Below are 26700 nucleotides of genomic sequence, written 5' to 3'. Positions count from 1 at the left end.
CTTATGATGTTAGCTTATCCAAAACCCTTAAAACTTGTGCAGCTACAACCTGTGGATGCTCCATAGGAAACAAGTGACTCCCATGGGTTTTATAGCAGGTAATATTAAAATTCTTTTTCATATAACGCAGATCCATTTTACCAACCACGTTACTTTTGTCACCATAAATTAATGCCGACGGGGTTAATAATTTCCCCTCGTAACTGGGAATAATATGCGGAATTGTTCGATAAATTTGATACTCCACATTGCGATTAAAGCGAAGGTAGTAACCATCAGTTTTATGCTCCAGACCATATTCAATATAGTCGTTCAAACATGATTCTGCAAAGTTTTTAAACAAATCCCTGCTTTTTAAATACGACAGTATTTGATCACGACGTTCCCAATACTCGCGTCGTCCTTTTGTTCTAAACGCAGGAGTAACCCTATCAATGATACCAAAAGCCTTGGCAAGTCGAACTGCACTGGATTTTAGTACTCCAAGTAAAGGAGAATCCAACATGACAACCGCTTTAACCAAATCAGGCCGTTCAATGGCAGCTAATAAACTTAAAACCCCACCTAAAGAATGACCTAGAGCAATCACAGGACGGTCAGATTGTCGTTCAATACTGGCAATCACCTCAGTGATCAAATTATGCCAATTTTCACCCACTGGAAAGTCCGGATCGTGGCCAACCCTATCGATATAGCAGTAATCATAATCAGGTTTAAGGCCATCCAGCATCTGCTTATAGCATAATGCTGGAAACCCATTTCCGTGGGCAAAATGGATTAGCTCTTTCATACAAGAGCTACTCGCCTACTTTCAGCTCTTAATGCATAAAGTGCAAAACTGTAATAAGCAATTAAGAGGCAGAATAAGAGAATACCTAACCCCGTAAATACGCTATTAAGTGACAATATAGTCATTAACACAAGTAACATTGGCGTTCCTGCCACCATGAGCAAGCGACTTGAGGTGGCAAAAGGTATTTTAAACGAGAAGAAAATCGAGGAAAAAGTTTGTCCTAGTAAAGCAAACACTAAAAAGAAAACAATAAAAATAGAAAAGAAAATACCCACAATAATAGGATAAAGCACCGCTTGTGAGGCATATTTAAGTCCTGTAACGGAATTTGCTTCTACCATTTTTTTACCATCAAATACTAAATTCGCCCCCTTATCAAAAGTCTGCACAATCGGAGTACTTCTACTCGGAGGCGCCTCTTTATTCATATTAAACAGTTGGGGATTAGGTATCCTAAAGGCAATCTGATTTTTATTAATCAGGATATTTAAATAAGGATATTGTGCTGTAAAATCATTGATGATTCCTGTCGTATCAATGATAACCACCGTTTGACCTTTATCATTTTTAATGAAGTAAGGCATTGGCTTATCAAAAAGAACATTTCCGTTTTGAATGTAAAAAACAGGAATTTTTAATAAGGGGTTAACAATCTGCTCTTTAAAAGACTCATCTAAACTAATCGACATTCTAAAAAAGAATGGCACGCTCAATATCGCAATAACCAACAAGAGATATAGCGCACCAAATCCTTTCCAGCGCTTGCCTATGTCCACATACAGGCGTCGTGAATAAAATGATCGATACAGTGCAGACCAATAACCATATACCGGTGTATCAATTGGTTTTAATGCTGTTTTTTCTTTACTCACGCCATTCTCCAATACGTTGTCCAGTTTGCTGATTAAATACATGTAATTTCATTTTAGGTAGTTCAACCTCGAATTGTCCACTAGGAATTACTTGATCGGCAGAAACTCGTAAATTTAGTTGTTCTCCATTTTTTATACAGCGTGCTCTAATTAACTTATCCGCCCCCATATCATCGATAAACTCAACAGCAACTGAGATGCTTTGATGATTAGATTCACTAGTCAATTGCACATGCTCCGCTCTAATAGCCAAAACCAATTCCATCTTATCTTCAAGAGAACAATTCGTTTCGGGAATCGGAAAATTAATTCCTAAACCTGTTTCAATAGTAGCATTCTTTTTATTAAATACTCCTGAAAATGTATTTAATGGATAATGACCTGTAAATCCTGCGACAAATAAGCTCGCTGGATTTTGATACAATTCTTGGGGTGTACCAATTTGTTCGACAATCCCCTGATTAAGTACAATCACACGTTCAGCCATAGTCATTGCCTCTGTTTGATCGTGCGTTACATACACGCTGGTAGTATTAAGCTTTTGATGCAAGCTTCTCAGCTCATGACGCATTTCTGTGCGGAGTTTTGCATCAAGATTCGATAAAGGCTCATCAAATAAAAATACAGCAGGAGAGCGAACTATAGCCCTTCCCATTGCTACCCTTTGCTTTTGCCCACCAGATAATGCTTGCGGTTTTCGTTCCAAATAAGGTGTTAATTGCAGCAACTTCGCTGCATCAGCCACTCGTTGTTGAATCACATCCGTTTTAAAACCACGCATTTTTAGCCCATAAGCCATGTTATCAAAAACGGTCATATGTGGATAAAGAGCGTAATTTTGAAATACCATGGCCATATCGCGTTTCGCGGCATGCACCTCATTAACTCGTTGCTCATTGATTAAAATAGAGCCTGAGCTTACGTCATCTAAACCCGCAATCAATCGTAGCAAGGTTGATTTACCACAACCAGAAGGCCCCACAATGACCATAAACTCACCTTTTTTGATGCTAAGATTAATTCTTTCTAAGATAGTCGTTTGCCCAACGCGTTTTGTGACATCAACCAAAGTTACTGTTGCCATGTTACTTTAATCCTTTTTCAAACCATCGTTGCATCAACATCACAACCAAACAAGGTGGAATTAAAGCAACTAGGGCAATTGTCATAATGTAATGCCATTGAGGAACTTGATCAGCTACCCCCGCAAGATAACGAATTCCCATCACTACCGTCGCCATTTTCGTTTCAGTAGTAATGACTAAGGGCCATAGGTACTGATTCCATCCATAGACAAATAAAATTACAAATAAAGAAGCGATTTGCGTTTTAGATAAAGGTAAAAGAATGTCAAAAAAGAAACGCACAGCACCTGCGCCATCTAATTTTGCTGCATCAACTAATTCAGCGGGTACGGTTTTAAAAAACTGCCTGAATAAAAAGGTTCCTGTAGCAGAAACAAATAAAGGCAAAGTTAATCCTGTAAATGAATTTAATAATCCAAATGAAGCGACTACTTGAAAGGTAGGAACAATACGCACCTCTACCGGTAACATCATCGTTGCAAAAATCAGTGCAAAACAAAGTTTTTTAAACGGAAAATCAAAATAAACTAACGCGAATGCAGACCCAAGAGCCAAAATAATTTTCCCTAGAGCAATCGCCAAAGCCATGGCCAAGCTATTAAATAACATAGCAGTAACTGGTTCGCCCCCGGTAACGGATAGTCCTTCACTTAAAACTGCTTTTAAGTTTTTTAATAATAAGGTCCCTGGAATCATGGGTAAGGATGAATGCATCATTGCACTACCATCGTGGCTCGCAGCAACAATGGCCAAATAAAGCGGCAACAGCATTAGCAAAATGAATAAGGTTAAAAATCCATGGGATAAAATGCGAGACATTAATTTCATGCGTAATGAACCTTTTTCTCGAGATACTTAAATTGCACTAAGGAAACAAGTATCACAACAACCATTAGAATTACGGACTGAGCCGAAGAGCTTCCCAAATCCATGCCTTCAAATCCATCCTGATAGACCTTATACATCATATTCGTTGTGCTATTACCTGGCCCCCCATGCGTCATAACATGAATAATTCCAAAGGTATCAAAAAATCCATACATTAAATTCATAATCAATAGGAAAAAAGTCGTTGGCGATAACAAGGGAAAAATAATTTGCCAAAAACGCTGCCAAACTGATGCCCCATCAATAATTGCCGCATCAATCAACGATGGTGGAACTGCCTTTAATGCAGCAAAATAAAATAAAAAATTATAGCTATATTGCTGCCAACTGGCGGTAAGAATAACAACCAGCAAGGCCTGGTTTACATTATTTACGTAATCAAAATTAATTCCCAGGGACTGTAATACATGAGTTAACCAACCCAAAGTTGGATGACATAAGAAACGCCAAAGAATTGCAGCCACCGCAGGCGCTACGGCATAAGGCCATAATAATAAAGACTTATAAACTCCTTGCGTTTTACTACGATTGTTAACTAATATGGCTGTAAGAAGCCCAAGACTCATGGTGCAAAAAGTGACGCTGCACGCAATAATAAAAGTTACGACTATTGCTTTGCGGTAGCTGGGATCAGCAAACAAGTCAGTAAAATTGCTTAGGCCAGCGAAGTGCTTATGTAGTCCAAAAGCATCGGTATAAAAAAATGCTTGTACTAAAGCATTACATGCAGGCCAAATAAAAAATATTAAAGTAACTATAAGTTGCGGGACTATAAAAAGCCAGGCATAAAAACGCTGATGATTAAATTTTGACATTAGCCCTGCATGATATAGAAAGTCGTGTAGGCCTATGATTATATACTTTGGGTATATAGATTCAAGTAAAGCAGTAACTTGATAAATCAAAACCAAACATAATTAAGGGAGATATTTTGCGCTACGTACATATAGAGAATCCAGGCTCATACAGCCGCCTTGCTATAGAAAATTCCCCTACCCCTGAATGTAAAGACAGTCAAATATTAGTTCAGGTCAAAGCAACGGCACTAAACCGTGCTGACCTGATGCAACGCTATGGAAAATATCCACCTCCACAAGGAGAATCAACAGTTCCAGGTTTAGAACTTGCTGGGGATGTAGTTGCAGTAGGCTCACAGGTAACTCAATTTAAGCCTGGAGATAAAGTCTATGCTTTAGTAGGAAGTGGTGCCTATGCCGAATATTGTCTGGTTGAATCATCCCTTGCTCATTTAATTCCTGAAGGATGGGATTACTCCCTTGCCGCAGCCCTTCCTGAATCATTGGTCACTGTTAATACCACCTTATTTAATCTCGGCGCATTAAAATCAAGACAAACGCTCTTAATCCATGGAGCTGGAAGTGGGATTGCCTCATTAGCAATTCAAATGGCAAAACAAGTAGGTGCCAAAGTCATCACGACTGTGGGTAAAGATGATAAAATTGATAAAGCAGTACAACTTGGTGCTGATCAGGTAATCAATTATAAAACGCATGATTTTGAAGATTTAATTGCCGAACAAAGCATTGACTTAATTCTGGATTTTATTGCTGGCAATTATTTTGACAAGCATCTTCAGCTGTTAAAACCTCAAGGGAAATTAATTCAAATCGCCTGTCTTCAAGGCCCGAAAGTTGAATGCAATCTGGTTTTAATCATGCAGAAAAGGCTACAAATTATTGGCTTTGTTCTGCGTTCGCAAAGCCTGCAAGAAAAAGCACTTTTATGGAAACAAGCTCATGACCGCTGGTTTGATGCCATAGCAAAAAAACGAATCAAACCAGTTATTGATTCAGAGTTCAACTTAGAACAAATCGAGGAAGCACAACAACACATGCAAGCGGGTATTCATTTTGGTAAAATTGTTATTCACGTAGCTTAAAATGCAGCCCGTATTAGTGCAGGATAATACGGGTTCAATGCTTGTTCCAAGCGCCAAAATTACGCTACGCTAACTTACTATTCCTCATAGTACGATCCAACAACTGGGCATAAATAGGCTCATTGCGAGCAAGTTGCAACATAATCGTGGCACAAATACAGGTAATCATTACCGGAAAAATTAGCGCGTAATTTTGTGTCATTTCCACAACCAAGATCCCTCCTGTTATTGGCGAACGTGTAATTGCAGCAAAAAATGCAGCCATTCCTGCGACGGCAAACATGCCAGGATGCACTAAGAAGTCTAGATGGAACAATGTAAGCACCTGAAATGAAGCCAAGCCAAGCAAGGTTCCCAATGCTAAAGTTGGTGCGAAGATCCCCCCCGGAATGCCAGTGGCATAACAGCCAATGGTCCCAACAAAACGGACAAGAAACAGCATACATAAAACAGCGAATCCCGGAGAAAGTGTCAAAGCTTGATGAATAATATGCATTCCTCCCCCTGTGGCTGCCGGAGTAAAAACTGCTAAATAGCCAATAAGGAAACTTACGATTAAAACATAAACCAACTTTTGAGATGCCGATAATCGATCCATCCAGGCCAAGGTAGCCATGAGTCCTTTATTAAACAAAAGCCCTGCCACGCCAACAATAAACCCAAAAAACACAAAAAGCCATAATGCATCTAGGGATGGAAATTGAAACACGTCCATAGGAATGGTCGCCTGGGTGCCGATAATCAAATCCAACATGACCGTGGCCGTAATGCAGGTAATTACCACCATCGTGAAACTGGTAAATGAATAGTTAAATTGATTACGCATTTCTTCCATCACGAAAATAACGCCAGCCAAAGGAGCATTAAATGCTACAGCCAGCCCTGCTGCCGCTCCGGCGGCGATTAGACTATCCCGACGGCGACGGCTGAGATTAAATACAGCCCCCAACATTTCCCCTAAATTACCACCTACATGGATGGTGGGGCCTTCTCGTCCTAAAATCATGTTTGAAGAAATAGCCAAGATACCGAAAAAATATTTTACTGGTACTAAGCGTCGCCAAAAAATAGGCCTCACATGCAATAAGGCCCCTTCAATTTCCTGAACGCCACTGCCACCAGCCTCCGGAGCAATATATTTCACGGCCATGAATGCAGAAAGCACCATGAGCATAGAGAAAACTCCAGAAATAATACCTGCAAGCCATCCCTGCCCGCCAAACACATAAACCACATGCATTAAAGCAGAACCGAGCAGATCGATTGACAAGCGAAATGAAGATCCGACTAATCCAACAATAACCCCCAGTACAATAGATACAAAGTACAGAATTACAATTTTATGGCGCATTCCTTGTTACCAGTCCCATTAAGTTCGTAATAATTTTTAATCCAGCTTGATTTACTAAAGATAAAATAGTTTCTGGATGAAATTGCACAGCATGAATCGGTAAATGTCGATGAGATATAGCCATCACAACCCCATCTTCACTCAATGCAGTTACCTTAAGTGCTTCAGGCATTTCATTAAATCGCGCATAAAGTGAATGGTATCGACCCGCTTTGAATTCCTCCCCTAAACCTGCAAATAAATCAGAAGAATCTAAAACCTTAATCATTGACGATTTACCATGCATAGGATATTCAAGAATATCCAAAACACCACCAAAATGTTCAACCAACCCTTGCAGGCCTAGGCACACACCAAACAAAGGTATACCTCGGGCTACAACAGCATCAATGTTTGCAGATAAATTAAAATCACTTGGCTTACCAGGCCCAGGAGATAAAACGACTAAGTCATAGTGATGCTCTTGCAAATATTGTTGAGCTTTATCAAAACGGATCGTACTTACCTCTGCACCAGTCTGGCGAATGTAATTGGCGAGTGTGTGAACGAATGAGTCTTGATGATCAATCAGTAACACGCGCTTGCCTTTTCCTGTTAGCGGCAAAGACTCTCTATTAGCGCTCGCGGGAGCTTTATGATTTAACATATCCAAAAACGCCGAAGCTTTTAAGCGTGTTTCTTGCTCTTCAGACTCAGCAACTGAATCATAGAGTAAAGTAGCACCAACACGAACTTCGGCAATACCCTGAGATATACGTACCGTTCTTAAAACTAGACCTGTGTTTAAATTTCCATTAAACCCAAACCAGCCAACTGCTCCTGCATACCATTTACGAGGTGATTTTTCATGCTGCTCGATAAAATTTAAAGCCCAAATTTTTGGCGCCCCAGTTACTGTAACCACCCACATATGTGTTAGGAATGCATCCACAGCGTCAAACTCTGCTCTTAAAGTTCCTTCAACATGATCCACAGTATGAATCACTCGAGAATAAACTTCAATTTGGCGTCGACCAATTACATTCACAGAACCTGCTTCACAGATACGCGACTTATCATTACGATCCACATCCGTACACATGGTTAATTCAGATTCTTCTTTGGGAGAATCAAGTAAGATTTGAATATTTTGAGCATCTTCAATCGCATCAGCGCCACGTTTAATGGTTCCAGAAATAGGGCAAGTCTCTACTCGCTTACCCGTCACGCGAACATACATTTCAGGAGAAGCACCGACCAAATATTCTCCCTCACCTAAGTTAATAAAAAATCCATAAGGCGAAGGATTTAACTGACGCATTTGCTTGAATAAATAAGATGGCTGCTCAGTATAATGCGTATAAAAAGTTTGGCTTGGCACAACCTCAAATAAATCGCCACATGCAAATCGTTCTTTTGCTTTATTGACTACTGTCGCATATTCGCCAGGCTCATGATCACAGAATTTTTCAGGTTTATTGGGCGCTTCATAGGCTAAATGTGTACCCTCTCGTGGAAGGCCATGAGTTGCATACTCTTGAAATTGGAACTCATAGCGATTAACAAAAGCTTCTTCTTTGCGATGATTCACCACAAAAATTTCATCCGGCAAATAAAGAACCATATCACGTTGAGCGGGATCACGCTCCTTATGCTGAAGCAAATCCTCAAATTGAAAAATTAAATCAAAACCAAAGGATCCATATAAACCTAAATAGGGCTCCTGCTCCGATTTAAAAAATGAAAGTAATAATCTGATTACAGTAAATACGGAAGGCTGTTGGCTGCGTTCTTCCTCACTAAAGACCAGCTCTGAAGCTTTTAGGTTAATCTGGATTTGGCGCGTACCTTGAACGATAAGTTCTAAGTTTTCATCTGTACTGAATAACTGCTGAACAAACGCAAGTAAAACTTCCCCACGTTTATTTAAGGCATCAATCTGAATAGAGTTCTGCTTGCATACAAGGGCTAGAGGCGGATTACAAAATCCAATATCCCAGCAAGTATAACGTCCTGGATACTCAAAACTGGAAGCAAACAAAGCTCCTCGTTCTGAATCCAAACGCTCAATAAGGTGTGTGATACCCTCTTGATAATCTAATTGCTGTTGAGAAACCTCTACCTGAACACCCCCCTGGGTTTTAAAATGTTGCAGCATGAATAACTTACTCGACTGATGATTAGGGATTAATCAACATTCTACTGTAAAAATAAGCAAGTGCCTATTAGTGTAGACGCTAAAAAGTGTTCGTCCTTATAACTCATAAGCTCCCTTTCTCTATTCTTTAAATTCAGCAAAAACTTGCATCTAATGAAAGTTCAAGAATTAGGGCTAATTCTGCAAACAGCGCTACATGCCATATAAAAATAACTAATTTTTAAATTTTGATCTTTTGCGTACCAATTTAATACAGTTGAGCGCTATTTTAATTCGCTTAAATTAAATAGAAAAGTTTATATTTTCAGCGTTGCTGTAACAAAAAAATTAAGATAGGATGGTGAATGCGTCATCGACTTCAAACGTATATTAAAAACAAGGATAGTGTATGTTCTATTTTCATTTATCAAAAGCAGCACTCGTTGGGTTATTAATAACCAATGTGGCATTTTCTGGAACAATTGGCCCTACATGTACTGCCGGTTTAGTCACAGTACCTTGCCAAAATACAGGGTGGGATTTGAGCGCGAAAGCATTATATTTGCAACCATTGTATAACAACTCGCTAAATTATTTGGGAACCCGCAATAATGCTGATGGGGAAGTTTTAGGCCTAGTCAAAAATAACCCTGATTGGGGCTGGGGATTTGAAGTGGGAGCGTCTTATTATTTTAACACCGGAAATGATATCAATCTCAGCTGGCTTCGTCTTGATAGTTCAAGGACTCAAGTAAATGCGGAAAATACTATTGGTTTTGGTTTTCGGTCAATGACCACCAATATCACCTCACTTAAACCAAGATGGGATGCTGTAAATATTGAGTTAGGCCAACGGGTGGATCTAGGTAACTTTAAAAAAATACGTTTCCATGGAGGCGTACAGTATGCAAACATTACTACAAAAATTAATAATAAAGATACTATTTTAGTTCCAGGAGATTACAATTCGATCTCAATGGAAACCTCAAATTTTGGCCCCCGAATAGGTAGTGACTTGTATTATGGTTTAGGAGAGAGTTTTTCCATCTTCGCAAAAAGCGCTGTTGCGCTTTTAGTGGGTACGAGCACTTTAAATCGTACGGTGGGAAATATTGATTTTCCTGAGACCATAAATAACCATGCTAGAAAAAACACCATTGTTACCGATCTTGAAGCTAAACTAGGAATAAATTATTCTCATATGGTTAGCAATGGAAGTTTAGTCCTAGATATTGGTTATATGTGGGTAAATTATTTTAATGCCCAACCAGTTTTTATTCCTTTTGGACCGGGTTCTGGAAGCGATCATTTTGCAAGCTCTGATTTTGGTGCCCATGGCATTTTTGCTGGACTTAAATGGGCTAGCTCTAATATTTAAAGTAATTTAAGCCTGCAGATAGGGTGGCTTGAGCAACAGCTACCCTTTTTTTGTTCATTTAAAAACCCTAAAGATTGCTTTAACCTATTGTTAAGAGAAAGTTTAAATCCACCTTAATTTCTTTAATATGAAATTTTAGTAGATTTGTCTTAAGGAATTGGTTGGCCTTGTGTAATGCACCATAGGGCCCAACCTACCGTCATTACAAAATTTCATTTACTTAATGCCTGTGTCTCTGTAGTTAGCGAAAAATCACGAACCATCAAAGTGTAGAACATGCCTATGTAGTAAAGATGTGTATTAGATACAGTTACGAGCAGCCTGGCGGATGAAAGATTTGAATCCATTTCAATAAGAAGGGCTACCGCATTAAAAGCTCGGTTACATCTGCTTGAACATTTAAAGCTAATTGGCGTGATTGAGGCTGCATGTTGAAAAATAAAAATGAATTCCCGTTAGTTGCTATGGCCTGGACAACACCGCCAACAAGTGCCGGAATAATACCCGTAGCCAGGACAAGCAAAATTGATTTCCATAATGCTCCGGTTACACGATTTTCACTAAGAATGTCTATTGCTTCTTTATTTTTTTCTACATAATCAAAGAATGCATCTAATTGACCTGAATCAAATGCAGAAATACGTCCTTCAGTATCCGTGATAAGGGCATTAATTTTTTGTACTTTAATTAGTGTTTGCGGATCAGTAGAGCTTAAATGTTCTTCTTTGTATTGATTTAACTTAGCAATAGATTGCTTTATTGGTATAAGTTTAGGTGATATCTCATTTTTAACCAACACAGTAAGTCTATTGATTTCAGTTAAAAATACTTTTTTGTATACAGTATAAAATTTACACTCAGGCGAAAATACCTGTCCAAAATCAATGGGGTATGTTTGATTGCCCTTAGTGATAAAATTTCTTGGATCATGGCAATCCCCCATAATATACTCTCTCGCCCACATTTGCTTAAGACAAAAAAGTCGTTCTAAATTTGTTGGATAACGCCCCTGAATAAAGGGTAAAGAAAGTTCATCTCTTGGTGTAATACATGCGGTTTCATACTCTGTGTCTTTGTAATACTCGTTCCAATATCGCACCTGCTCCGTAAAAGATAATTCAAAACCTAATCCTTTAGAAACTTTAAACACACGCTCGCCGACAATACAGGTGATGTTATTATGGCCCTGTTCAAATGATTGAGCTTTTTCAGTTTTTATTGACATAATATTGGTACGCTCTTACAGATCAATGAGACCAATTTTAACCTAAGAAGATTAAGGAAAAATTAGCGAATCAACATTAAGCTCTTTGGATTTACCATGAAAACAACCACATGCCCCGCGACTTGTCCGCGGGACTTGAAGAATGAAGAATAATGTAACGCTGAATTTAAAGAGAGATGAGGAAAATACAGTTACAAGCAACCCGACTTACTCAATGTTTTTGGTATTCACTATCTCAGCTAAAGAGCATTTCTTTTCGATGGCTTCTTTAATCCAAAGTCCAACTTGATGATGTGCATCGCGGAATGGAATACCTTTAAGCACTAAAGACTCTAAAACCTCAGTAGCATCAAGATAACCACTGCTTGCCTTTTCCTGCATTAGCATTGTATTAAAATGAATACTTTGTAAAAATGGAGCAATAATTTGCAAGCACGCTGTAAGTGTTGTTACCGTATCAAATAAACACTCTTTATCTTCTTGCATGTCCTTATTATATGCGAGCGGTAATCCTTTCATTATGGTTAAAATCCCCATTAAATGCCCGAATACCCTGCCACTTTTGCCGCGAATTAGCTCCAATACATCAGGATTTTTCTTATTAGGCATTAACGATGAACCCGTAGCAAAAGCATCATCAAGAGTAATAAATCCAAACTCTTGGGTTGCCCATAAAATAAGATCTTCGGCCAAACGTGATAAATGCATCATGATAATTGCGGCAAGCGAACAAAACTCAATTACAAAATCCCGATCGCTTACTGCATCTAATGTATTTTCAATGACTCCAGCAAAGCCCAATGCTTTAGCTGTCCAATCTCGATCCAAGGGTAAATTACTGCCAGCCAAGGCCCCGGCACCCAATGGCGAGTAATTCATACGAGCATGCCAATCAACCACTCGACTTAAATCACGCTGGAACATAGAATGATAGGCTGCAAAATACTGACCTAGATAAATAGGCTGTGCTTGTTGTAAATGCGTATATCCTGGCATTTTTGCTTCGGCATGTTGTGTGGCCAACTCCTCCAGTACAGCATTCAACCCCTTCAACAAGGCTCGGATCTTATCTCCTGCATCACGCGCATACAATCGTAAATCAAGCGCCACTTGATCATTACGGCTTCTTCCCGTGTGTAGTTTTTTTCCTACATCACCAATTTTAGCAATCAGTAATTGCTCAATGAACATGTGAATATCTTCACAAGACTCATCAAACTCTTGGATACCATGTTCTATTTCATAGCCAATCTCAGCAAGCGCCTGGCAAATTAATTCTGCTTCACTGTATAAAATAAGCCCTTGTTGCGCAAGCATCGTAGCATGCGCCTGGCTTCCACTAATATCATGGGCATAAAGTACTCGGTCAAAAGCTAATGAGGCATTAAAATGCATCACGCGTGGATCTAGCTCTTTACTAAAACGTCCGCCCCAGGTTTTATGACTCATAAAACATCCTCTTTGTGGACCATACCATATATTTTAGCGGATAAAGAGAATAAGTTAATAAACCCTTCAGCATCATATTGATTATAAACGCAATCTTCTTCGAAGGTAGCTAACGCTGGGTCATGCAAACTAAAGGGAGACCGCATTCCATGAGGAATCATATTCCCTTTAAACAATTGTAAGTTAACTGTTCCTGTTACATGTTGTTGTGTTACATCAATTAGAGCATCCAAAGCTTTTTTGGCTTGTGAAAACCAACGTCCTTCATACACCATGTTGGCATAGGTCTGTTGTAATGATTGTTTTAGATGTAAAGTAGCTCTGTCCATGCATAGGCTTTCGAGCATTAAATGAGCTTTATACAGAACAGCAGCTGCAGGTGCTTCATATACCCCTCTAATTTTCATTCCCACCAATCTATTTTCAACAAGATCAGCCACACCAATACCATGTTTCCCAGCAATTTTATTGAGCTCAGCTAATAAAGCTACAGGCGACATTGCTTTGGAATTTAAAGCAACAGGCACCCCTTGCTCAAAATCAATGCTAATCAATTCTGGAGTAGTTGGAGTCTGCGCCAAGGGTGCTGTCATTAATAACAAATCATCTGGCTTAGGTTGAGATGGATCTTCCAAAACCCCGCCCTCATGAGAGATATACCAAGCATTATGATCCCTGGAATACGGTGATTTAGGCGTTACTGGCACCTCAATCCCATGTAATTTGGCATACTCAATAGCCTCTTGCCTGGATTTAATCGACCAGACTCTCCAAGGCGCAATGATTTTAAGTTCAGGCGCTAAGGCTTTAACCGTGTATTCAAATCGTACCTGATCATTTCCTTTGCCAGTAGCACCATGAGCTACTGCTTCAGCCTGTTCTTGCTTAGCAATCTCAACTAACTTCTGAGCAATCAATGGTCTGGATATCGTTCCAAGAATATACTGATTCTCATAAAGAGCCCCTGCTTTGACTAATTTCCACAAGTAATCATCGACAAATTCTTGCTGTACATCAATAAGATAAGCTTTAGATGCTCCACTGCGAATAGCTTTTTCTTTAATTGCAGGTAAATCCTCACTTTGACCAAGATCACAAATCACTGCAATAATTTCTGCTTGTTGGTAATGTTCCTTTAACCATGGAATCATTACTGAGGTATCAAGTCCACCAGAATAAGCCAGTACAATTTTTTGGATGGATTCAGCCATGATTTACTCCTGATAATAATGTTTTAAATACGAAATGGGTTCAGCTAAATTTTTAGGTAGTACATCTGCAACAATTTTCCCTTCTTTCAAAACCACCAAACGATCAGCGATTTTGCTAAGAAAATCAAGGTCATGAGAGGCAATTACCATCGTCACGCCTAAAGATTTAACCGAGTTTAATATGTGAATAACCTCATCGATCGTTGCTAAATCCAAGCCAGATGTAGGCTCATCACAAAGTAATAAAGCGGGTTGCATCATCAAACATCTCGCTAAAGCAACACGCTGTTTTTGCCCACCAGAAAGCTGCTGCGGATAAGAACCTGCTTTATCATTAATTCCTAAACGTTGAAGTAAGGCTTGAGCCTGAGGCTCATGGTTTACGATCTTATCTTGTAAGCTGGGTGCATAGATTAGATTTTGCAGTACCGTCATATGTGGAAACAATTGAAAGTCCTGGAACATAAAACCACTTTTGCCATTGTAGTTGATGCTGCCTGAATCCAAAGTTTCCAATCCTTGGATGCAACGCAATAAGGTGGATTTTCCGCCACCTGAAGACCCAGCTAGCCCCAAAACGGTTTGCGACTCAATTTCGAGACTAATCCCATTTAATACGGGCAAGGAACCAAAATGCTTACAGGCACTGTTTATCGTTAGCATAGCGCCCCCTTTGACTCAATTTTCTTGCCTAAGTATTCAATAAATAAAACTAATCCGTAGTAATAAGCGGCTGCGATGCATAAAGGAACAAAATAAGTAAATTGCTCGGCTGCAACAGACTGTGCGCGACGCATTACATCCATCCCTCCAATCGTTGCAATCAACGCGGTTTCTTTAAGCAAAGCGATTGTTTCATTAATAAATGCCGGAAAAATATTCTTTATTACTTGCGGTAGAATGATGTCTTTCCATAAGTAAAAACCAGAAATCTGTAATGTTGCCGCTGCTTCAAATTGTCCTTTTGGCAAGCTCTCTATCCCTGCTCTTAAAATTTCCGCAACATAAGCAGAACTGTTCAAACCAAAGGTCAACAAACCTGCTGTTAAAATATTCGGCTTTAAACCAACCAGAACAGGGACTGCAAAGTATGCAAAACTTAATTGCAAAATCATGGGCGTCCCTCTCATGATGGAAATAAATCCATTAATTATTGGCTTTGCAATACCTTGATAACGCAATAAGGCTAATGTCGTTCCCAATAAAGTTCCAATCACTAAGCCACCAATTAAAAGAGTTAGGGTCATCATGATCCCTTCACCGATAAACAGAATATTTTGCTTCAACTCATCCATTAAGCGCCTCCAAACCATTTTTGTTTGAGTTTGGCCAACTCACCATTTTGCTCAAGCTGTTGTAAAGCCTTGTTGATTTCATGAGTTAGCGGAGAATTCTTTTTCAAAGCCAAACCGTAGCCATCGTTGGATTTGGAAATCACAGTAAACGATAACCCAGGATTTTTCTGGCTAAAGGAAGCACCTTGAGCTCCATCGACCACAACCGCCTCAACATGCCCTGCTTTTAATGCAGCAATAGCTTGGTTGTTATTATCCATAACCAGCAACTGGGCATTAGGAAGATTATTTTTTAACCAAATTTCCATGGTGCTACCTAATTGCACCGCAATTTTTTTATTCGTAAGCTGCGCTATATTTTTAAAAGGCTGCTGCTGAGAATAGACAACCGCAAGACTTTCAAAATAGTAAGGAGTACTAAAGTCAAAATTCTTTTTTCGTTGCTCGGTAATCGTGAGTGTCGATATGGCTGCATCCACCTGCCCCATGCTCAGCGCTGGTAAAATACTGCTAAATTGCATACTGTCAAAAACAACCTCTTTACCAAGTTGCTTTGCGATCAAACGTGCCAAATCAATATCAAAACCTTTAATCTCGCCGCGCTCATTATATTCAAAAGGTGGATATTCTGCGGAAGTAGCAAAATGAATAAATTTCTTATTTTCCTCTGGCATATGAGCATAACACCATGAAACAACAAGAGCGAAACTAATGATTACTATATTTAACATCTTCTTCATGTGAATACAAATCCAAATTTTATCCGTTTTTAGAATTTAACAAACCGGTGCTTGTCATGTCAAGCACAAGTGAATATAATTTCTTGAAAATGATTATGCATTCAATAGAGGGTTACCATGAGCCAAGATGCGCTTCTCGACGGACACATATTAAATATTGTGCAAACAGAAAAAATTTCCGAACAGATCGATTTACAAAAAAGTCTAACTGAACGTGGGTATACTATCCCGCAAGCAACCTTATCTCGTCGTTTAAAAAAACTTAAAATTGCTAAGGTTGGTGGGGTTTATCAGGTCGTTGATTTTAATATTCCGAATCTGCCCTTGGTACTAAACATACAGGTCTCGGATTTTGGGCTAATTGTCTTACATACTCATCCAGGTAATGCCAATAGTCTTGCTTATTATCTTGATAAGAAATACGTCTCATTTTCGATGCATAACGATAAAAATTCAGGAATTTTAGGAACCATCGCTGGAGATGATACTGTTTTGTTGATTGTTAAAAGCAAGGAAAAGCAAGAAGAAGTATTAAATCAATTACGTGCAGAGTTCCCCTATTTAACATAAGTAGGTCAGGGCTTTGGCATAATGGCACTTACTTAAGGAGTTCGCCATTAGGAAGAGGGGCCGACCCACGTTTGTTTCTTGATGAACAAACACCCACCGCTTCATAGAACAATCATAATTATTTGTAACTTAATCTATCCTCGCTATAATAAGCTGTTTCTCTTTTTGGACGTTGTTCATCATGACCATCACACCGACAGACCTCGAAAAAATCGCACAACTCGCTTATCTGGATACAGATACGGATCACATGCCTCAATTAATACAAGAAGTTAATGAGATCATGGACTTTGTGGAGCAATTACGTTCGGTAGACACCACCGATGTTGCCCCCTTATTTCACCCCTTTGCCTTACAACAACGACTAAGGTCTGATGTCATTACTGAAGAAAGCTGCTTGGCAGAGCTAGAGGCCATAGCACCTTTGTTTGAGGATGATCTTTATTTAGTCCCCCAAGTCATTGAACAGGACAAATAACCATGGAACAACTCGCTTTAAAACAATTATCTGAAGCCCTCCATCAAGGAAAACTATCCAGTGTCGAACTCACTCAGCACTATCTGACGCAAATTAATAAATATCAAGAGTTGAACGCCTTTATTAGTCTGGATGAGGAACAAGCATTAACGAATGCGCAACAAGCTGATCTGCAATTACGACGAGGCAATGCTCATGCACTTACTGGAATTCCAATAGCGCTTAAAGATTTATTTTGCACCCGGAGGATGCCCACTACCTGTGGGTCAAAAATGTTAGCTAACTTTCAATCCCCCTATGAAGCAACTCTTACAACAAAATTAAAAGAATATGGTGCCATATTAGTCGGTAAGACCAATATGGATGAGTTTGCTATGGGCTCTAGCAATGAAAATAGTTATTTTGGCGCAGTAAAAAATCCTTGGGATAAAGAGCGAGTTCCTGGTGGTTCCTCCGGTGGCTCAGCTGCGGCCGTTGCTGCAGGTTTAATCCCCTTTTCTATTGGCTCAGATACAGGCGGCTCCATACGCCAACCCGCGGCATTTTGTGGGATCAGTGGTATTAAACCAACGTATGGCTTGGTCTCACGTTATGGAATGGTTGCTTATGCTTCCAGTCTAGACCAAGCTGGCCCAATGGCTCGTAGCGCTGAAGACCTGGCCTTAGCTTTACAGGCTATTGCAGGTTTTGATAATAAAGACTCAACCTCTGTAGAGACAGCAATACCTAGCTATGAAAGCGAATTAAATAAACCCTTAGGGAAATTAAAAATTGGCTTGCCTTCTTGTTTTTTTCAACCTCAAGTAGAGCCTGAAATTCAACAAGCCATTCACGTCGCGGTTAAAGTATATGAAAGCCTGGGAGCAGAAATAATTCCTCTTGATTTAAAGCTACAACCCTTGTGGGTGCCCTGCTATTATGTTGTTGCCTGTGCAGAGGCCTCCTCTAATTTATCTCGCTATGATGGGCTGCGCTTTGGTCATCGCAGCGCTAAAGCAGCAAATCTGAATGAATTGATCCGCTGTTCACGCAGTGAAGGCTTTGGTGCAGAAGTAAAACGTCGCATTATTACCGGTACTCATGTTCTCTCTTCAGGTTATTTTGATGCCTATTATTTACAGGCACAAAAAATTCGCCGTTTAATTCAAGAAGAACTACTCACCACTCTTCGCTCGGTTGATGTGATTCTTGGCCCAACCACCCCAACAACAGCATTTAAATTGGGTGAAAAAATCGCTGATCCCATTCAAAACTATCTCGCTGATGTCTTTACTGTAGCTGCTAATCTTGCAGGCATTCCCGCAATATCTATACCTGCAGGCTTTGCTAAGGGATTACCTATTGGCATGCAATTAATGGGTAAGCATTTTAGCGAGGGAGTTCTGCTGAACGCAGCACATCATTATCAACAACATACTGATTGGCATCAAGCCAAACCACAGCAATAGAGGTGAATTATGGAATGGGATACTGTAATTGGGCTTGAGGTACATGTCCAACTTAAAACAAAATCCAAACTTTTTTCTGGCGCCTCCACAGCCTTTGGTTCAGCGCCCAATACCCAAACCTGTTTGATTGACGCAGGCTTTCCTGGAGTTTTGCCTGTACTGAATCAAGAAGCAGTAACTATGGCAATTCAATTTGGTCTTGCTATTCATTCTGATATTAATGATCAATCCATTTTTGAACGTAAAAACTATTTTTACCCTGATCTCCCTAAAGGATATCAAATCAGCCAATTTCAAAAACCCATTGTGAGTAATGGTACACTTAAAATTACTCTAGAGGATGGTAGTGAACGCGAGATAGAAATTGTACGCGCTCATTTAGAAGAGGATGCAGGCAAGTCGCTACATGGTGTGCAGCAAGGCTTTAGTGGAATTGACTTAAACCGTGCAGGCACCCCATTATTGGAAATAGTAACGGCCCCTTGTTTGTATTCAGCCCAAGAAGCGATTAGCTATTTAAGAACCTTGCATCAATTGGTCCAGTTTTTAGGAATTTGTGATGGAAACATGCAGGAAGGATCATTTCGCTGTGACGTGAACCTTTCATTAAAGCCTAAAGGTGCCACTGTTTTAGGAACTCGTACGGAATTAAAAAATTTAAACTCATTTCGTTATATTGAAAAAGCCATTGCTTATGAAGCGGCAAGGCATCAGGATTTGTTGGAGTGTGGAGAGAAAATCATACAAGAAACCCGCCTTTATAATCCGGATACCAACAGCACCCATACCATGCGTGAAAAAGAAAATGAAAATGATTATCGTTATTTTCCTGATCCTGATTTATTACCAATTCAAATCACCCGCTACCAGATTGCTGAAATAAAAAGCCAACTACCTGACTTACCCAGTAAAATTCGTGCTCAATTAACTCAGCTCCCAAATCTAAAAGGAGATGACATTGATTTTCTTCTTTCAGCGCCAGCAATTTATCACTTCTATAAAGACATCAAAATGATGAGCCAAGCCTCAGAAAAAGTGATTGTTAACTGGTTAAAAGGTCCGTATGCGGCCGCACTAAATAATGAGCATTTAAGTTTTGAAACTCCTCGAGTTTCTGCAAAAACAATGGCACAGCTTTTAGATAAATTGCATGAGAATAGTATTTCATTAACAAATGCCCGCTCTTTGTTTGCATTCTTATGGGCCGGTGAAGAGGACATCGACGCGCTTATTGAGCGAGAAGGTTATCAAAAAGTGGAAGATACCGCAGGCTTAGAAGAAATGATTGCCTCTCTCCTCCTACAATTCCCAGAGCAAACCGCTGAGTATCGGGCAGGAAAGGAACGCTTATTAGCCTTTTTTGTAGGACAAATGATGAAGCAGACAAAAGGCCAAGCAAACCCAGAGTTAATTAATACACTGTTAAAAAAACACCTGGCAGGGTGAGGTACACACTTTTCTCGCAGCGAATAATACTTACTTAAGGAGTTCGCTGCGCTCATAGCTTCCCGACTGCAAGCAACCGGGCTACTTCTAAAATGCAGGTTGGCGCTGAGCGGCGCGAAGCCCAACATAAATGTGAAGTAGGAGCTCAGGTATTGGGTGTCATTCACTCAGCACTGAGCTACCTCGGCTTTAAGTAAGTTCCATTCATTGTGAGCAACTAAGTTTCTTAAAAAACACCAATAAATTGCAATAAGCATGGCTATTACAATATTTTGAGGGAATTTTATAATTAAAAAGGGCTATTAAATTCACCGTTGGGCTTTTCAGCCCAACGTAACAACAACACAATGATTATATGAAGGAAAAAAAGAAAGAGTCGGTCGATAAGCCGGGTTCTGTCTTGGACAATCATTCATCTGGGACATGCGTCACCACATGCCTCAAGCAACCTACCCGAATCCCGTACGGGTCGCACGTCATGACATTGTAGTCAAATGGATTCCTATTTGGTCTTGCTCCGAGTGGGGTTTTCCCTGCCACGTCTGTTGCCAGACGCGCGGTGCGCTCTTACCGCACCATTTCACCCTTACCTCCGAAGAGGCGGTATATTTTCTGTGGCACTTTCCGTAGGCTTACGCCTCCCAGGCGTTACCTGGCACTCTACCCTATGGAGCCCGGACTTTCCTCCCCCTACCGAAGCAAGGAGCGATTGTCTAACCAACTCTGTTACCAATAGTAGCAGAGTGCTTAGCTAAAGGCCACTATAATGAGTGCTTTATACGAAAAAACCACAAAAAACTACAACTTCTCACGCAATATCAAATTAGAAATCGCGAGTACCGATAAACTCATCATCAAAATAACGCTTTAGCTTAGTACGTAAAGTACCACGGCTTACACCTAAAACACGAGCAGCTTTAGATTGATTGTAACGAGTTAATTCCATAACAGTTCTGAATAAAGGTGCTTCAACTTCTTCAACAATTAATTGATATAAGTTCAAGTTAGCATCTTTATTATTAACAGTAGTTAAATAGTTTTTTACCGCATGAATAACTTGATGCGAAAGCGACTCGCTGTTTTGCACCATAACTTCTGTACTCATTTAAGTCTCCTAGTACAAATTAACAAACAAATTATGCTCAGTAGATTCTCTCACTGAACACCATGGTCTATATAGTATCAAACATCCCAAAGAGTGTAAACATTGTTTTAATGATATTCATTTATTAAGGAAATATTAAGATAAAAAAATTTTATCACTTAACGCGCCAAATCCCAAGGTTATTTTGTTATTTAATTTCATCTATTATGCTCACTAAGGATTATTTTTGTACTAACCGTATGTTTTGTAATGAATAATTTGTGTCTTTCCTTAAGGGAACCTTAAGGGAACCTTAAGGAAAAAAAATAATTTTCTTAAAATTAGATTAATTATTGGGCAGATAAATAGAGAGAAAAAAACTTAACTTCGCGATTAAAATCTTAATAATAATTAGCTTAGATTAAGAAATACACCAATTGAAAGTCAATAAACCGTAATGAGCTAACATTATCCTAGTGATGTTGTATTACCCAAAAAACATTGACTCAGCGAATTCACTCTGAATTATTGTTTAAATAAATTGTACTGTTGGTAAAAAAAAATAGCGACGGAACCAGTCTAAAGCTCGAAGTACTGAACCCTGGATTACTTCACTTCATTAACAATAACGGCGATGAGATTTAAATGAAAAAATAGAACCTTAATTGCGAAAAGCGTAGCCAGGTGTGTATACCCCTGGCTGCTTCATTTTGTACGCAATAACGGCGGAATTTGGAGCGAGAAGACATTAATAAAAACCAGGGCAACTACTCAACAGTAAAACTCTCTCCACATCCGCATTGCCCTGTTTGATTTGGATTATTAAAAATAAATTTATAATTTAATCCCTGCTTCACATAATCAACATTCATATTTCTAAGAAAAGGATAACTTGCCTTATCCACACAAACTACATAGTTCTCATTTAGCAACATGACCAAATCCCCCGCTTCAGGAGCATGGACATAATCAACAACATAAGAAAAACCCGAACACCCAGTTTTTTTAACTGACAAACGCACACCCGCATGCCCAGTATTCTTTTGTAAATAGGAAGTTAAGTGTTTTATTGCTGATTCAGTGAAACTGATTTCTGGTGTCAGCTCATTTACTGCATGTTGCATTACTACACTCATTATATATACCTCTAGGTATGCTGCTCATTCGGAAGCAACTTGTTATTCATTAAAATTAACGTTTCTTTAAAAACACTAAAAATCCGTAAAGCCAATGGATATTGAGTTACGGGTATACTCAACTCATTCACCAATAACTGATAATCAATTGGCGGTAATTCATCGATTAGCTTACCCTCTATCTGCCGACATAACCACTCCAAACCAGCAATAAGATAAGGATTACCATTGGTTTTAAAACAAATACGCTGAATCACCCTATTCTGTCCACATTGCATATAGAGCTCAATAGTTCCTTGCTTTTTTTGATTGTTTTTAACAACAACGGTATGGTCATTTAAATCAATAATCCCTACATGTGCAGGTGAAAAAAAATAATCAAGTACTGTTTTATTATACATCATAATGGGGATATGTTATGTAAATGGGCCACTTGAGCATTAATCACCTTGATTGCATGCTCTACCTCTTCTTCCCTAGTATAACGCCCTAAAGACAATCGAATCGAACTCTGAGCCAATTCATCAGATAAACCTATCGACTTTAAGACATAAGAAGGCTGGATACTTGCCGAACTACAGGCTGAAGTTGTAGATACAGCCAAATCACTCAAGGCAAGTAATAAAGAATCACCATCCAATCCTTTAAAGCTAATGTTCAAATTACCCGCAATACGTTGTTCCTTATGACCATTGAGCTGAATTCCGGGTAAATGCCTAATTCCATTCCACAATCGGTGGCGAAAATGTAAAAGACGCGCTTGCTCTTCTTCGCGAACACATTCAGACAATGCAAAGGCTTCGCCCATACCAACAATTTGATGCGTTGCCAAGGTACCTGAGCGCAAACCGTTTTCATGCCCGCCCCCAAAAGTTTGTGGCTGTAAACGCACTCTAGGCCGCTGACGCACATATAGACCCCCAATCCCTTTAGGTCCATAGCATTTATGAGCAGAGAAAGACATTAAATTGACAGGAAGTGTGCTTACATTAATCGCAAGACGCCCTGCACTTTGTGCGGCATCCACATGAAAAATAATGCCTTTCTCTTTCAATAACTCCCCAATGGCAGCAATATCTTGAATCACCCCAATTTCATTATTCACATGCATAATCGACACCAAAATGGTATCGGGTTGTAAAGCCCGCTCCAATTGCTGCAAATCCAGTAAACCATCAGCCTCAGGTTCAAGATAAGTGACTTGAAAACCATCCTTCTCTAAACGATGAAAACTGTCCAGCACCGCTTTATGCTCGGTACTCATAGTGATCACGTGTTTACCCTTGTTCTGATAAAAATTTGCCGCACCGAGAATCGCTAAATTATCAGCTTCAGTGGCTCCAGATGTAAAAATAATCTCTTGAGGAGAGGCGTGAATTACCTCAGCAATCTGGTAACGAGCCTGCTCAACTGCTTGAGCCGCTCTACGGCCAAAGTCATGCGTAATTGATGCAGGATTTCCAAAATCACCATCAGGACCTAGAAAATGCAGCATGCGCTCAACTACCCGTGGATCCACAGGTGTGGTTGCCATATAATCCAGATAAATAGGGACCTTAATTTCCTTCTTCACTTTTACCTCGTTTGCTAGCCCACTCCAGTGATTTTTGTACCTGGCTTAACATACCTCGTAAAATACTAACTTCCATCTTTTCTAAATTCACTCGATTAAACAAGCGTCTTACACGTTGCATTAAGCGTCGTGGATTTGTTTCCTTTAAGAATTTAATTTCAATAAACACTTCTCTTAAGTGCTCATAAAATTGTTCAATTTCATCAGCGGTAGCATAGTCATCAGCAGCACGTAAAGAAACTTCGGCCTTAGGCGCTAACAATTTCATACGTAATTCATAAGCAACAATCTGCACTGCCTGAGATAAATTAAGCGAACTGTACTCAGGATTACTGGGAATATGAATATGATAATGACATTTTAGCAGTTCTTCGTTAGTAAGACCCGCATATTCACGCCCAAATACAATAGCAATTTGGGTTGTATCCGCTTGCTTGCTTACCAATTCAGCACTTTCAGCAGGAGTTAGTCCTGGTAATGAGAGCCCTCGAGGCCTTGCGCTAGTTGCTAAAATTAGCTGACAACCTACTAAAGCCTCATCCAGCGTATCAGTAACCACCGCGGTTTCTAAAAGATCATCGGCTCCTGCAGACATTTCACGTGCTTTCATGTCGGGAAAAGACTTAGGGCTAACCAGGTAAAGTGAGCTTAGACCCATAGTTTTCATAGCTCGAGCAGTTGAACCAATATTACCTGGATGTGATGTACCAACTAAAATGATACGAATTGAACTTAAATTCATAAAGGCGATTTAACTTAATGCAAAAGAGGCGTATATGATATCATTTAAGTGCTTTTGCACCTAGCTGAATCCTATTCAGGCATCATGTAAGTGAAAAGAGTTACCTTTGTACAAAAAAAATATGCTAGAATCACCGGTTTTGTAATTTCAACGAGAAATCCATGGAACCACTTTTAAATATTGCAGTGAATGCGGCACGTCAAGCCGGGGAAATTATTATTCGCCACATGGAGCAAGTGGATCATCTCAAAGTAACTTCTAAAGCACCTAATGATTTCTTTAGTGAAGTTGATATTAAAGCGGAACAGGTAATTATTAATGCCATCCGTAAGGCCTATCCAGATCATGGAATTATGGCTGAAGAAAGCGGAATGCAAGAAGGTGCTAATGAAGATGCTGTCTGGATCATTGATCCTTTGGATGGTACATCCAACTACCTGCATGGGTTCCCATTTTTTGCAGTTTCAATTGCTTTAAGAATTAAAGGAAGAATAGAGCACGGAGTTATTTACGATCCATTACGTCATGAATGTTTCGCAGCTAGCCGTGGACGTGGAGCGCGCTTAAACGACCGCAGAATCCGTGTATCAAATCAAACTCAATTGAGCGCATCGCTTTTAGGTACAGGCTTCCCCTCTCGTGACGCAAGCATAGGCCAACGCTATTTACCTGCTTTTGAAGCATTATTTGGCAAATGTGCCGGAGTGAGAAGAACAGGTTCCGCTGCTCTTGATTTGGCTTACGTTGCCAGTGGCCGTATTGATGGCTTTTGGGAATTAGGCTTACGCCCTTGGGATGTTGCTGCTGGTTCATTAATCGTTAGAGAAGCCGGCGGCTTAATCAGTGACGTTCAAGGTGGTGAAGACTTCCTAAAACATGGCGATGTCGTAGCAGGAACACCAAAAGTATTTAAAGCGCTATTACAAACAATCTCCCCTGCTTTAAGATAAGGTATACAAAATACCTACCGCAAAATAAGTATCCTGGTTGCTCGCAACCAGGTTTCCTTAAAACAGCATCAACCAAGATTGGTTGCCTGACACAAATACACTAATCAATGAGCTAGGCACGTTACAAACTAAAATGGGATGTTTGTTCTTCGTTTCCCGGGCCAGAAGCAGAACCAATATAGGCTTTGCTTTTCCATCGATTAAGGGCTACCACTCATCCTCACGAATAGATATCATTTTTTGAGGATCTGGTGCATCAGAAGCTGGAAGCGCAGCCCCCTGGATTGCTTTACTACGTTCGCAATGAGGGCAGTTTTATTGATTTTAAATTTAATTACCCTCGTAGAATAGAGTGATATAATTTAAAGTACCCTGTCATAACGACAATCTTATAGGAATTTGTGGTGAGAAAGACTATTACTAAAGAAGATAATAAGCTACCACGTATCAAAAATTATATGACCCCTATTGGTTTTTCAATGTTGCAAACGGAATTACGCGATTTAGTTAGTAATGAACGACCTAAAATTGTGAGCGTAGTAAGTTGGGCCGCAAGTAATGGTGACCGCTCGGAAAATGGTGATTACATTTATGGAAAAAAACGTTTACGTGAAATTGACCGACGCATTCGCTATTTAACGAAACAATTAGAAAGTGCTGTAATTGTCGATCCTAAACTTCAAGTAGGTCTTACTCAAGTATTTTTTGGCGCCACCGTCCAATATATTGATGAACATGGTGAATCTCATTCTGTCAAAATTGTAGGATTGGATGAAGCAGATATTAATGTAGGAAAAATAAGCTGGATTTCCCCTTTGGCGAAAACATTATTGAAAGCCAAAGTTGGGGATAGCATAACATTGCGGGTGAGTGATGGTGAACGTAATTTAACGGTAACAAATATTTCTTACGCCGAATAATTATATATTTAAGCTTTTATATAAACGGTGGAATCTGGTTGCTCACAACC

General features: G+C 39.6%; 26 protein-coding genes and 1 other RNA gene. 8 read left to right on the top strand and 19 right to left on the bottom strand.

Annotated features, from left to right (window positions below):
- Position 1: 1 nt before the first annotated feature.
- Genes J2N86_RS07565 through J2N86_RS07545 form a run of 5 tightly spaced genes read right to left on the bottom strand, consistent with a single transcriptional unit; the run spans position 2 to position 4453 of the window.
- Entirely contained in the window at positions 2 to 790 is a 789-nt protein-coding gene (locus J2N86_RS07565) for an alpha/beta fold hydrolase (protein ID WP_252578731.1), read from the bottom strand.
- Complete coding sequence (locus J2N86_RS07560) at positions 787 to 1665, bottom strand: DUF1189 family protein (RefSeq protein WP_252578730.1); 879 nt, start codon at positions 1663 to 1665, stop codon at positions 787 to 789. Before J2N86_RS07560 ends, J2N86_RS07565 begins: the two co-directional genes overlap by 4 nt.
- Positions 1658 to 2749, bottom strand: a complete 1092-nt coding sequence (locus J2N86_RS07555) for an ABC transporter ATP-binding protein (protein WP_252578729.1) — start codon at positions 2747 to 2749, stop codon at positions 1658 to 1660. The genes J2N86_RS07560 and J2N86_RS07555 overlap by 8 nt, the downstream gene beginning before the upstream one ends.
- A gap of 1 nt (position 2750) precedes the next feature.
- A complete protein-coding gene (ugpE, locus tag J2N86_RS07550) occupies positions 2751 to 3578 on the bottom strand; it encodes a sn-glycerol-3-phosphate ABC transporter permease UgpE (RefSeq protein ID WP_252578728.1) in 828 nt (275 codons plus the stop codon).
- On the bottom strand, positions 3575 to 4453 hold the full coding sequence (locus J2N86_RS07545) for a carbohydrate ABC transporter permease (protein WP_252578727.1): 879 nt from the start codon (positions 4451 to 4453) through the stop codon (positions 3575 to 3577). Before J2N86_RS07545 ends, ugpE begins: the two co-directional genes overlap by 4 nt.
- Positions 4454 to 4569: 116 nt before the next feature.
- On the opposite strand from J2N86_RS07545, the gene J2N86_RS07540 reads away from it, so the two are divergent.
- The gene (locus tag J2N86_RS07540) at positions 4570 to 5538 is read left to right on the top strand and encodes an NAD(P)H-quinone oxidoreductase (protein WP_252578726.1); all 969 of its coding nucleotides are present in this window, start codon (positions 4570 to 4572) and stop codon (positions 5536 to 5538) included.
- A gap of 64 nt (positions 5539 to 5602) precedes the next feature.
- Here the strand turns inward: J2N86_RS07540 and clcA are convergent, their stop codons facing one another.
- Positions 5603 to 6889, bottom strand: coding sequence for a H(+)/Cl(-) exchange transporter ClcA (clcA, locus tag J2N86_RS07535; protein WP_252578725.1), 1287 nt, complete (start codon positions 6887 to 6889; stop codon positions 5603 to 5605).
- Positions 6879 to 9026 (bottom strand): anthranilate synthase component I, encoded by a 2148-nt coding sequence (locus J2N86_RS07530; RefSeq protein WP_252578724.1) that lies wholly within the window; start codon positions 9024 to 9026, stop codon positions 6879 to 6881. Before J2N86_RS07530 ends, clcA begins: the two co-directional genes overlap by 11 nt.
- A gap of 388 nt (positions 9027 to 9414) precedes the next feature.
- Between J2N86_RS07530 and J2N86_RS07525 the strand changes: the two genes are divergently transcribed.
- Positions 9415 to 10383 (top strand): Lpg1974 family pore-forming outer membrane protein, encoded by a 969-nt coding sequence (locus J2N86_RS07525; protein WP_252578723.1) that lies wholly within the window; start codon positions 9415 to 9417, stop codon positions 10381 to 10383.
- A 361-nt stretch (positions 10384 to 10744) separates the two neighbouring features.
- Here the strand turns inward: J2N86_RS07525 and J2N86_RS07520 are convergent, their stop codons facing one another.
- The 6 genes from J2N86_RS07520 to J2N86_RS07495 all read right to left on the bottom strand — a co-directional run bounded on the left by J2N86_RS07520 (position 10745) and on the right by J2N86_RS07495 (position 16303).
- Entirely contained in the window at positions 10745 to 11608 is an 864-nt protein-coding gene (locus J2N86_RS07520; protein ID WP_252578722.1) for a hypothetical protein, read from the bottom strand.
- 207 nt (positions 11609 to 11815) lie between these two features.
- A complete protein-coding gene (gene argH, locus J2N86_RS07515; RefSeq protein ID WP_252578721.1) occupies positions 11816 to 13057 on the bottom strand; it encodes an argininosuccinate lyase in 1242 nt (413 codons plus the stop codon).
- On the bottom strand, positions 13054 to 14268 hold the full coding sequence (locus J2N86_RS07510) for an argininosuccinate synthase (RefSeq protein WP_252578720.1): 1215 nt from the start codon (positions 14266 to 14268) through the stop codon (positions 13054 to 13056). Before J2N86_RS07510 ends, argH begins: the two co-directional genes overlap by 4 nt.
- A gap of 3 nt (positions 14269 to 14271) precedes the next feature.
- Positions 14272 to 14931: an ATP-binding cassette domain-containing protein gene (locus J2N86_RS07505; RefSeq protein ID WP_252578719.1), complete on the bottom strand. Its 660-nt coding sequence runs from the start codon at positions 14929 to 14931 to the stop codon at positions 14272 to 14274.
- Entirely contained in the window at positions 14925 to 15563 is a 639-nt protein-coding gene (locus tag J2N86_RS07500) for an amino acid ABC transporter permease (protein ID WP_252578718.1), read from the bottom strand. Before J2N86_RS07500 ends, J2N86_RS07505 begins: the two co-directional genes overlap by 7 nt.
- Positions 15563 to 16303, bottom strand: coding sequence for a substrate-binding periplasmic protein (locus J2N86_RS07495; RefSeq protein WP_252578717.1), 741 nt, complete (start codon positions 16301 to 16303; stop codon positions 15563 to 15565). Before J2N86_RS07495 ends, J2N86_RS07500 begins: the two co-directional genes overlap by 1 nt.
- A gap of 117 nt (positions 16304 to 16420) precedes the next feature.
- Between J2N86_RS07495 and J2N86_RS07490 the strand changes: the two genes are divergently transcribed.
- The 4 genes from J2N86_RS07490 (at position 16421) to gatB (ending at position 20245) form a co-directional block, all read left to right on the top strand.
- Positions 16421 to 16873: an arginine repressor gene (locus J2N86_RS07490; protein ID WP_252578716.1), complete on the top strand. Its 453-nt coding sequence runs from the start codon at positions 16421 to 16423 to the stop codon at positions 16871 to 16873.
- A gap of 181 nt (positions 16874 to 17054) precedes the next feature.
- Positions 17055 to 17351 (top strand): Asp-tRNA(Asn)/Glu-tRNA(Gln) amidotransferase subunit GatC, encoded by a 297-nt coding sequence (gene gatC / locus J2N86_RS07485; RefSeq protein ID WP_252578714.1) that lies wholly within the window; start codon positions 17055 to 17057, stop codon positions 17349 to 17351.
- A gap of 2 nt (positions 17352 to 17353) precedes the next feature.
- Positions 17354 to 18799 (top strand): Asp-tRNA(Asn)/Glu-tRNA(Gln) amidotransferase subunit GatA, encoded by a 1446-nt coding sequence (gene gatA / locus J2N86_RS07480; protein WP_252578713.1) that lies wholly within the window; start codon positions 17354 to 17356, stop codon positions 18797 to 18799.
- Positions 18800 to 18808: 9 nt separating this feature from the next.
- Complete coding sequence (gene gatB / locus J2N86_RS07475; protein ID WP_252578712.1) at positions 18809 to 20245, top strand: Asp-tRNA(Asn)/Glu-tRNA(Gln) amidotransferase subunit GatB; 1437 nt, start codon at positions 18809 to 18811, stop codon at positions 20243 to 20245.
- A 368-nt stretch (positions 20246 to 20613) separates the two neighbouring features.
- Here gatB and rnpB read toward each other — a convergent pair.
- The 6 genes from rnpB to trmJ form a co-directional block, all read right to left on the bottom strand.
- Positions 20614 to 20970, bottom strand: an RNA gene (gene rnpB / locus J2N86_RS07470) — RNase P RNA component class A.
- 98 nt (positions 20971 to 21068) lie between these two features.
- Complete coding sequence (locus J2N86_RS07465; protein ID WP_252578710.1) at positions 21069 to 21350, bottom strand: helix-turn-helix domain-containing protein; 282 nt, start codon at positions 21348 to 21350, stop codon at positions 21069 to 21071.
- A gap of 746 nt (positions 21351 to 22096) precedes the next feature.
- Complete coding sequence (locus J2N86_RS07460; protein ID WP_252578709.1) at positions 22097 to 22465, bottom strand: HesB/IscA family protein; 369 nt, start codon at positions 22463 to 22465, stop codon at positions 22097 to 22099.
- 11 nt (positions 22466 to 22476) lie between these two features.
- Positions 22477 to 22869: an iron-sulfur cluster assembly scaffold protein gene (locus J2N86_RS07455; protein WP_252578708.1), complete on the bottom strand. Its 393-nt coding sequence runs from the start codon at positions 22867 to 22869 to the stop codon at positions 22477 to 22479.
- Positions 22866 to 23999, bottom strand: coding sequence for an IscS subfamily cysteine desulfurase (locus J2N86_RS07450; protein ID WP_456085779.1), 1134 nt, complete (start codon positions 23997 to 23999; stop codon positions 22866 to 22868). The genes J2N86_RS07455 and J2N86_RS07450 overlap by 4 nt, the downstream gene beginning before the upstream one ends.
- A 22-nt stretch (positions 24000 to 24021) precedes the next feature.
- The gene (trmJ, locus tag J2N86_RS07445) at positions 24022 to 24780 is read right to left on the bottom strand and encodes a tRNA (cytosine(32)/uridine(32)-2'-O)-methyltransferase TrmJ (protein ID WP_252578706.1); all 759 of its coding nucleotides are present in this window, start codon (positions 24778 to 24780) and stop codon (positions 24022 to 24024) included.
- Positions 24781 to 24941: 161 nt separating this feature from the next.
- Between trmJ and J2N86_RS07440 the strand changes: the two genes are divergently transcribed.
- Positions 24942 to 25730, top strand: a complete 789-nt coding sequence (locus tag J2N86_RS07440; protein WP_252578705.1) for an inositol monophosphatase family protein — start codon at positions 24942 to 24944, stop codon at positions 25728 to 25730.
- 404 nt (positions 25731 to 26134) lie between these two features.
- Positions 26135 to 26650, top strand: a complete 516-nt coding sequence (gene greB, locus J2N86_RS07435) for a transcription elongation factor GreB (RefSeq protein WP_252578704.1) — start codon at positions 26135 to 26137, stop codon at positions 26648 to 26650.
- The last annotated feature ends 50 nt before the right edge of the window (positions 26651 to 26700 follow it).

The organism is Legionella lytica (assembly GCF_023921225.1).
Taxonomy (GTDB): Bacteria; Pseudomonadota; Gammaproteobacteria; order Legionellales; family Legionellaceae; genus Legionella; species Legionella lytica.
Note: the sequence above shows the minus strand (reverse complement) of the source record. Positions and strands in the feature narration are given on the sequence as shown.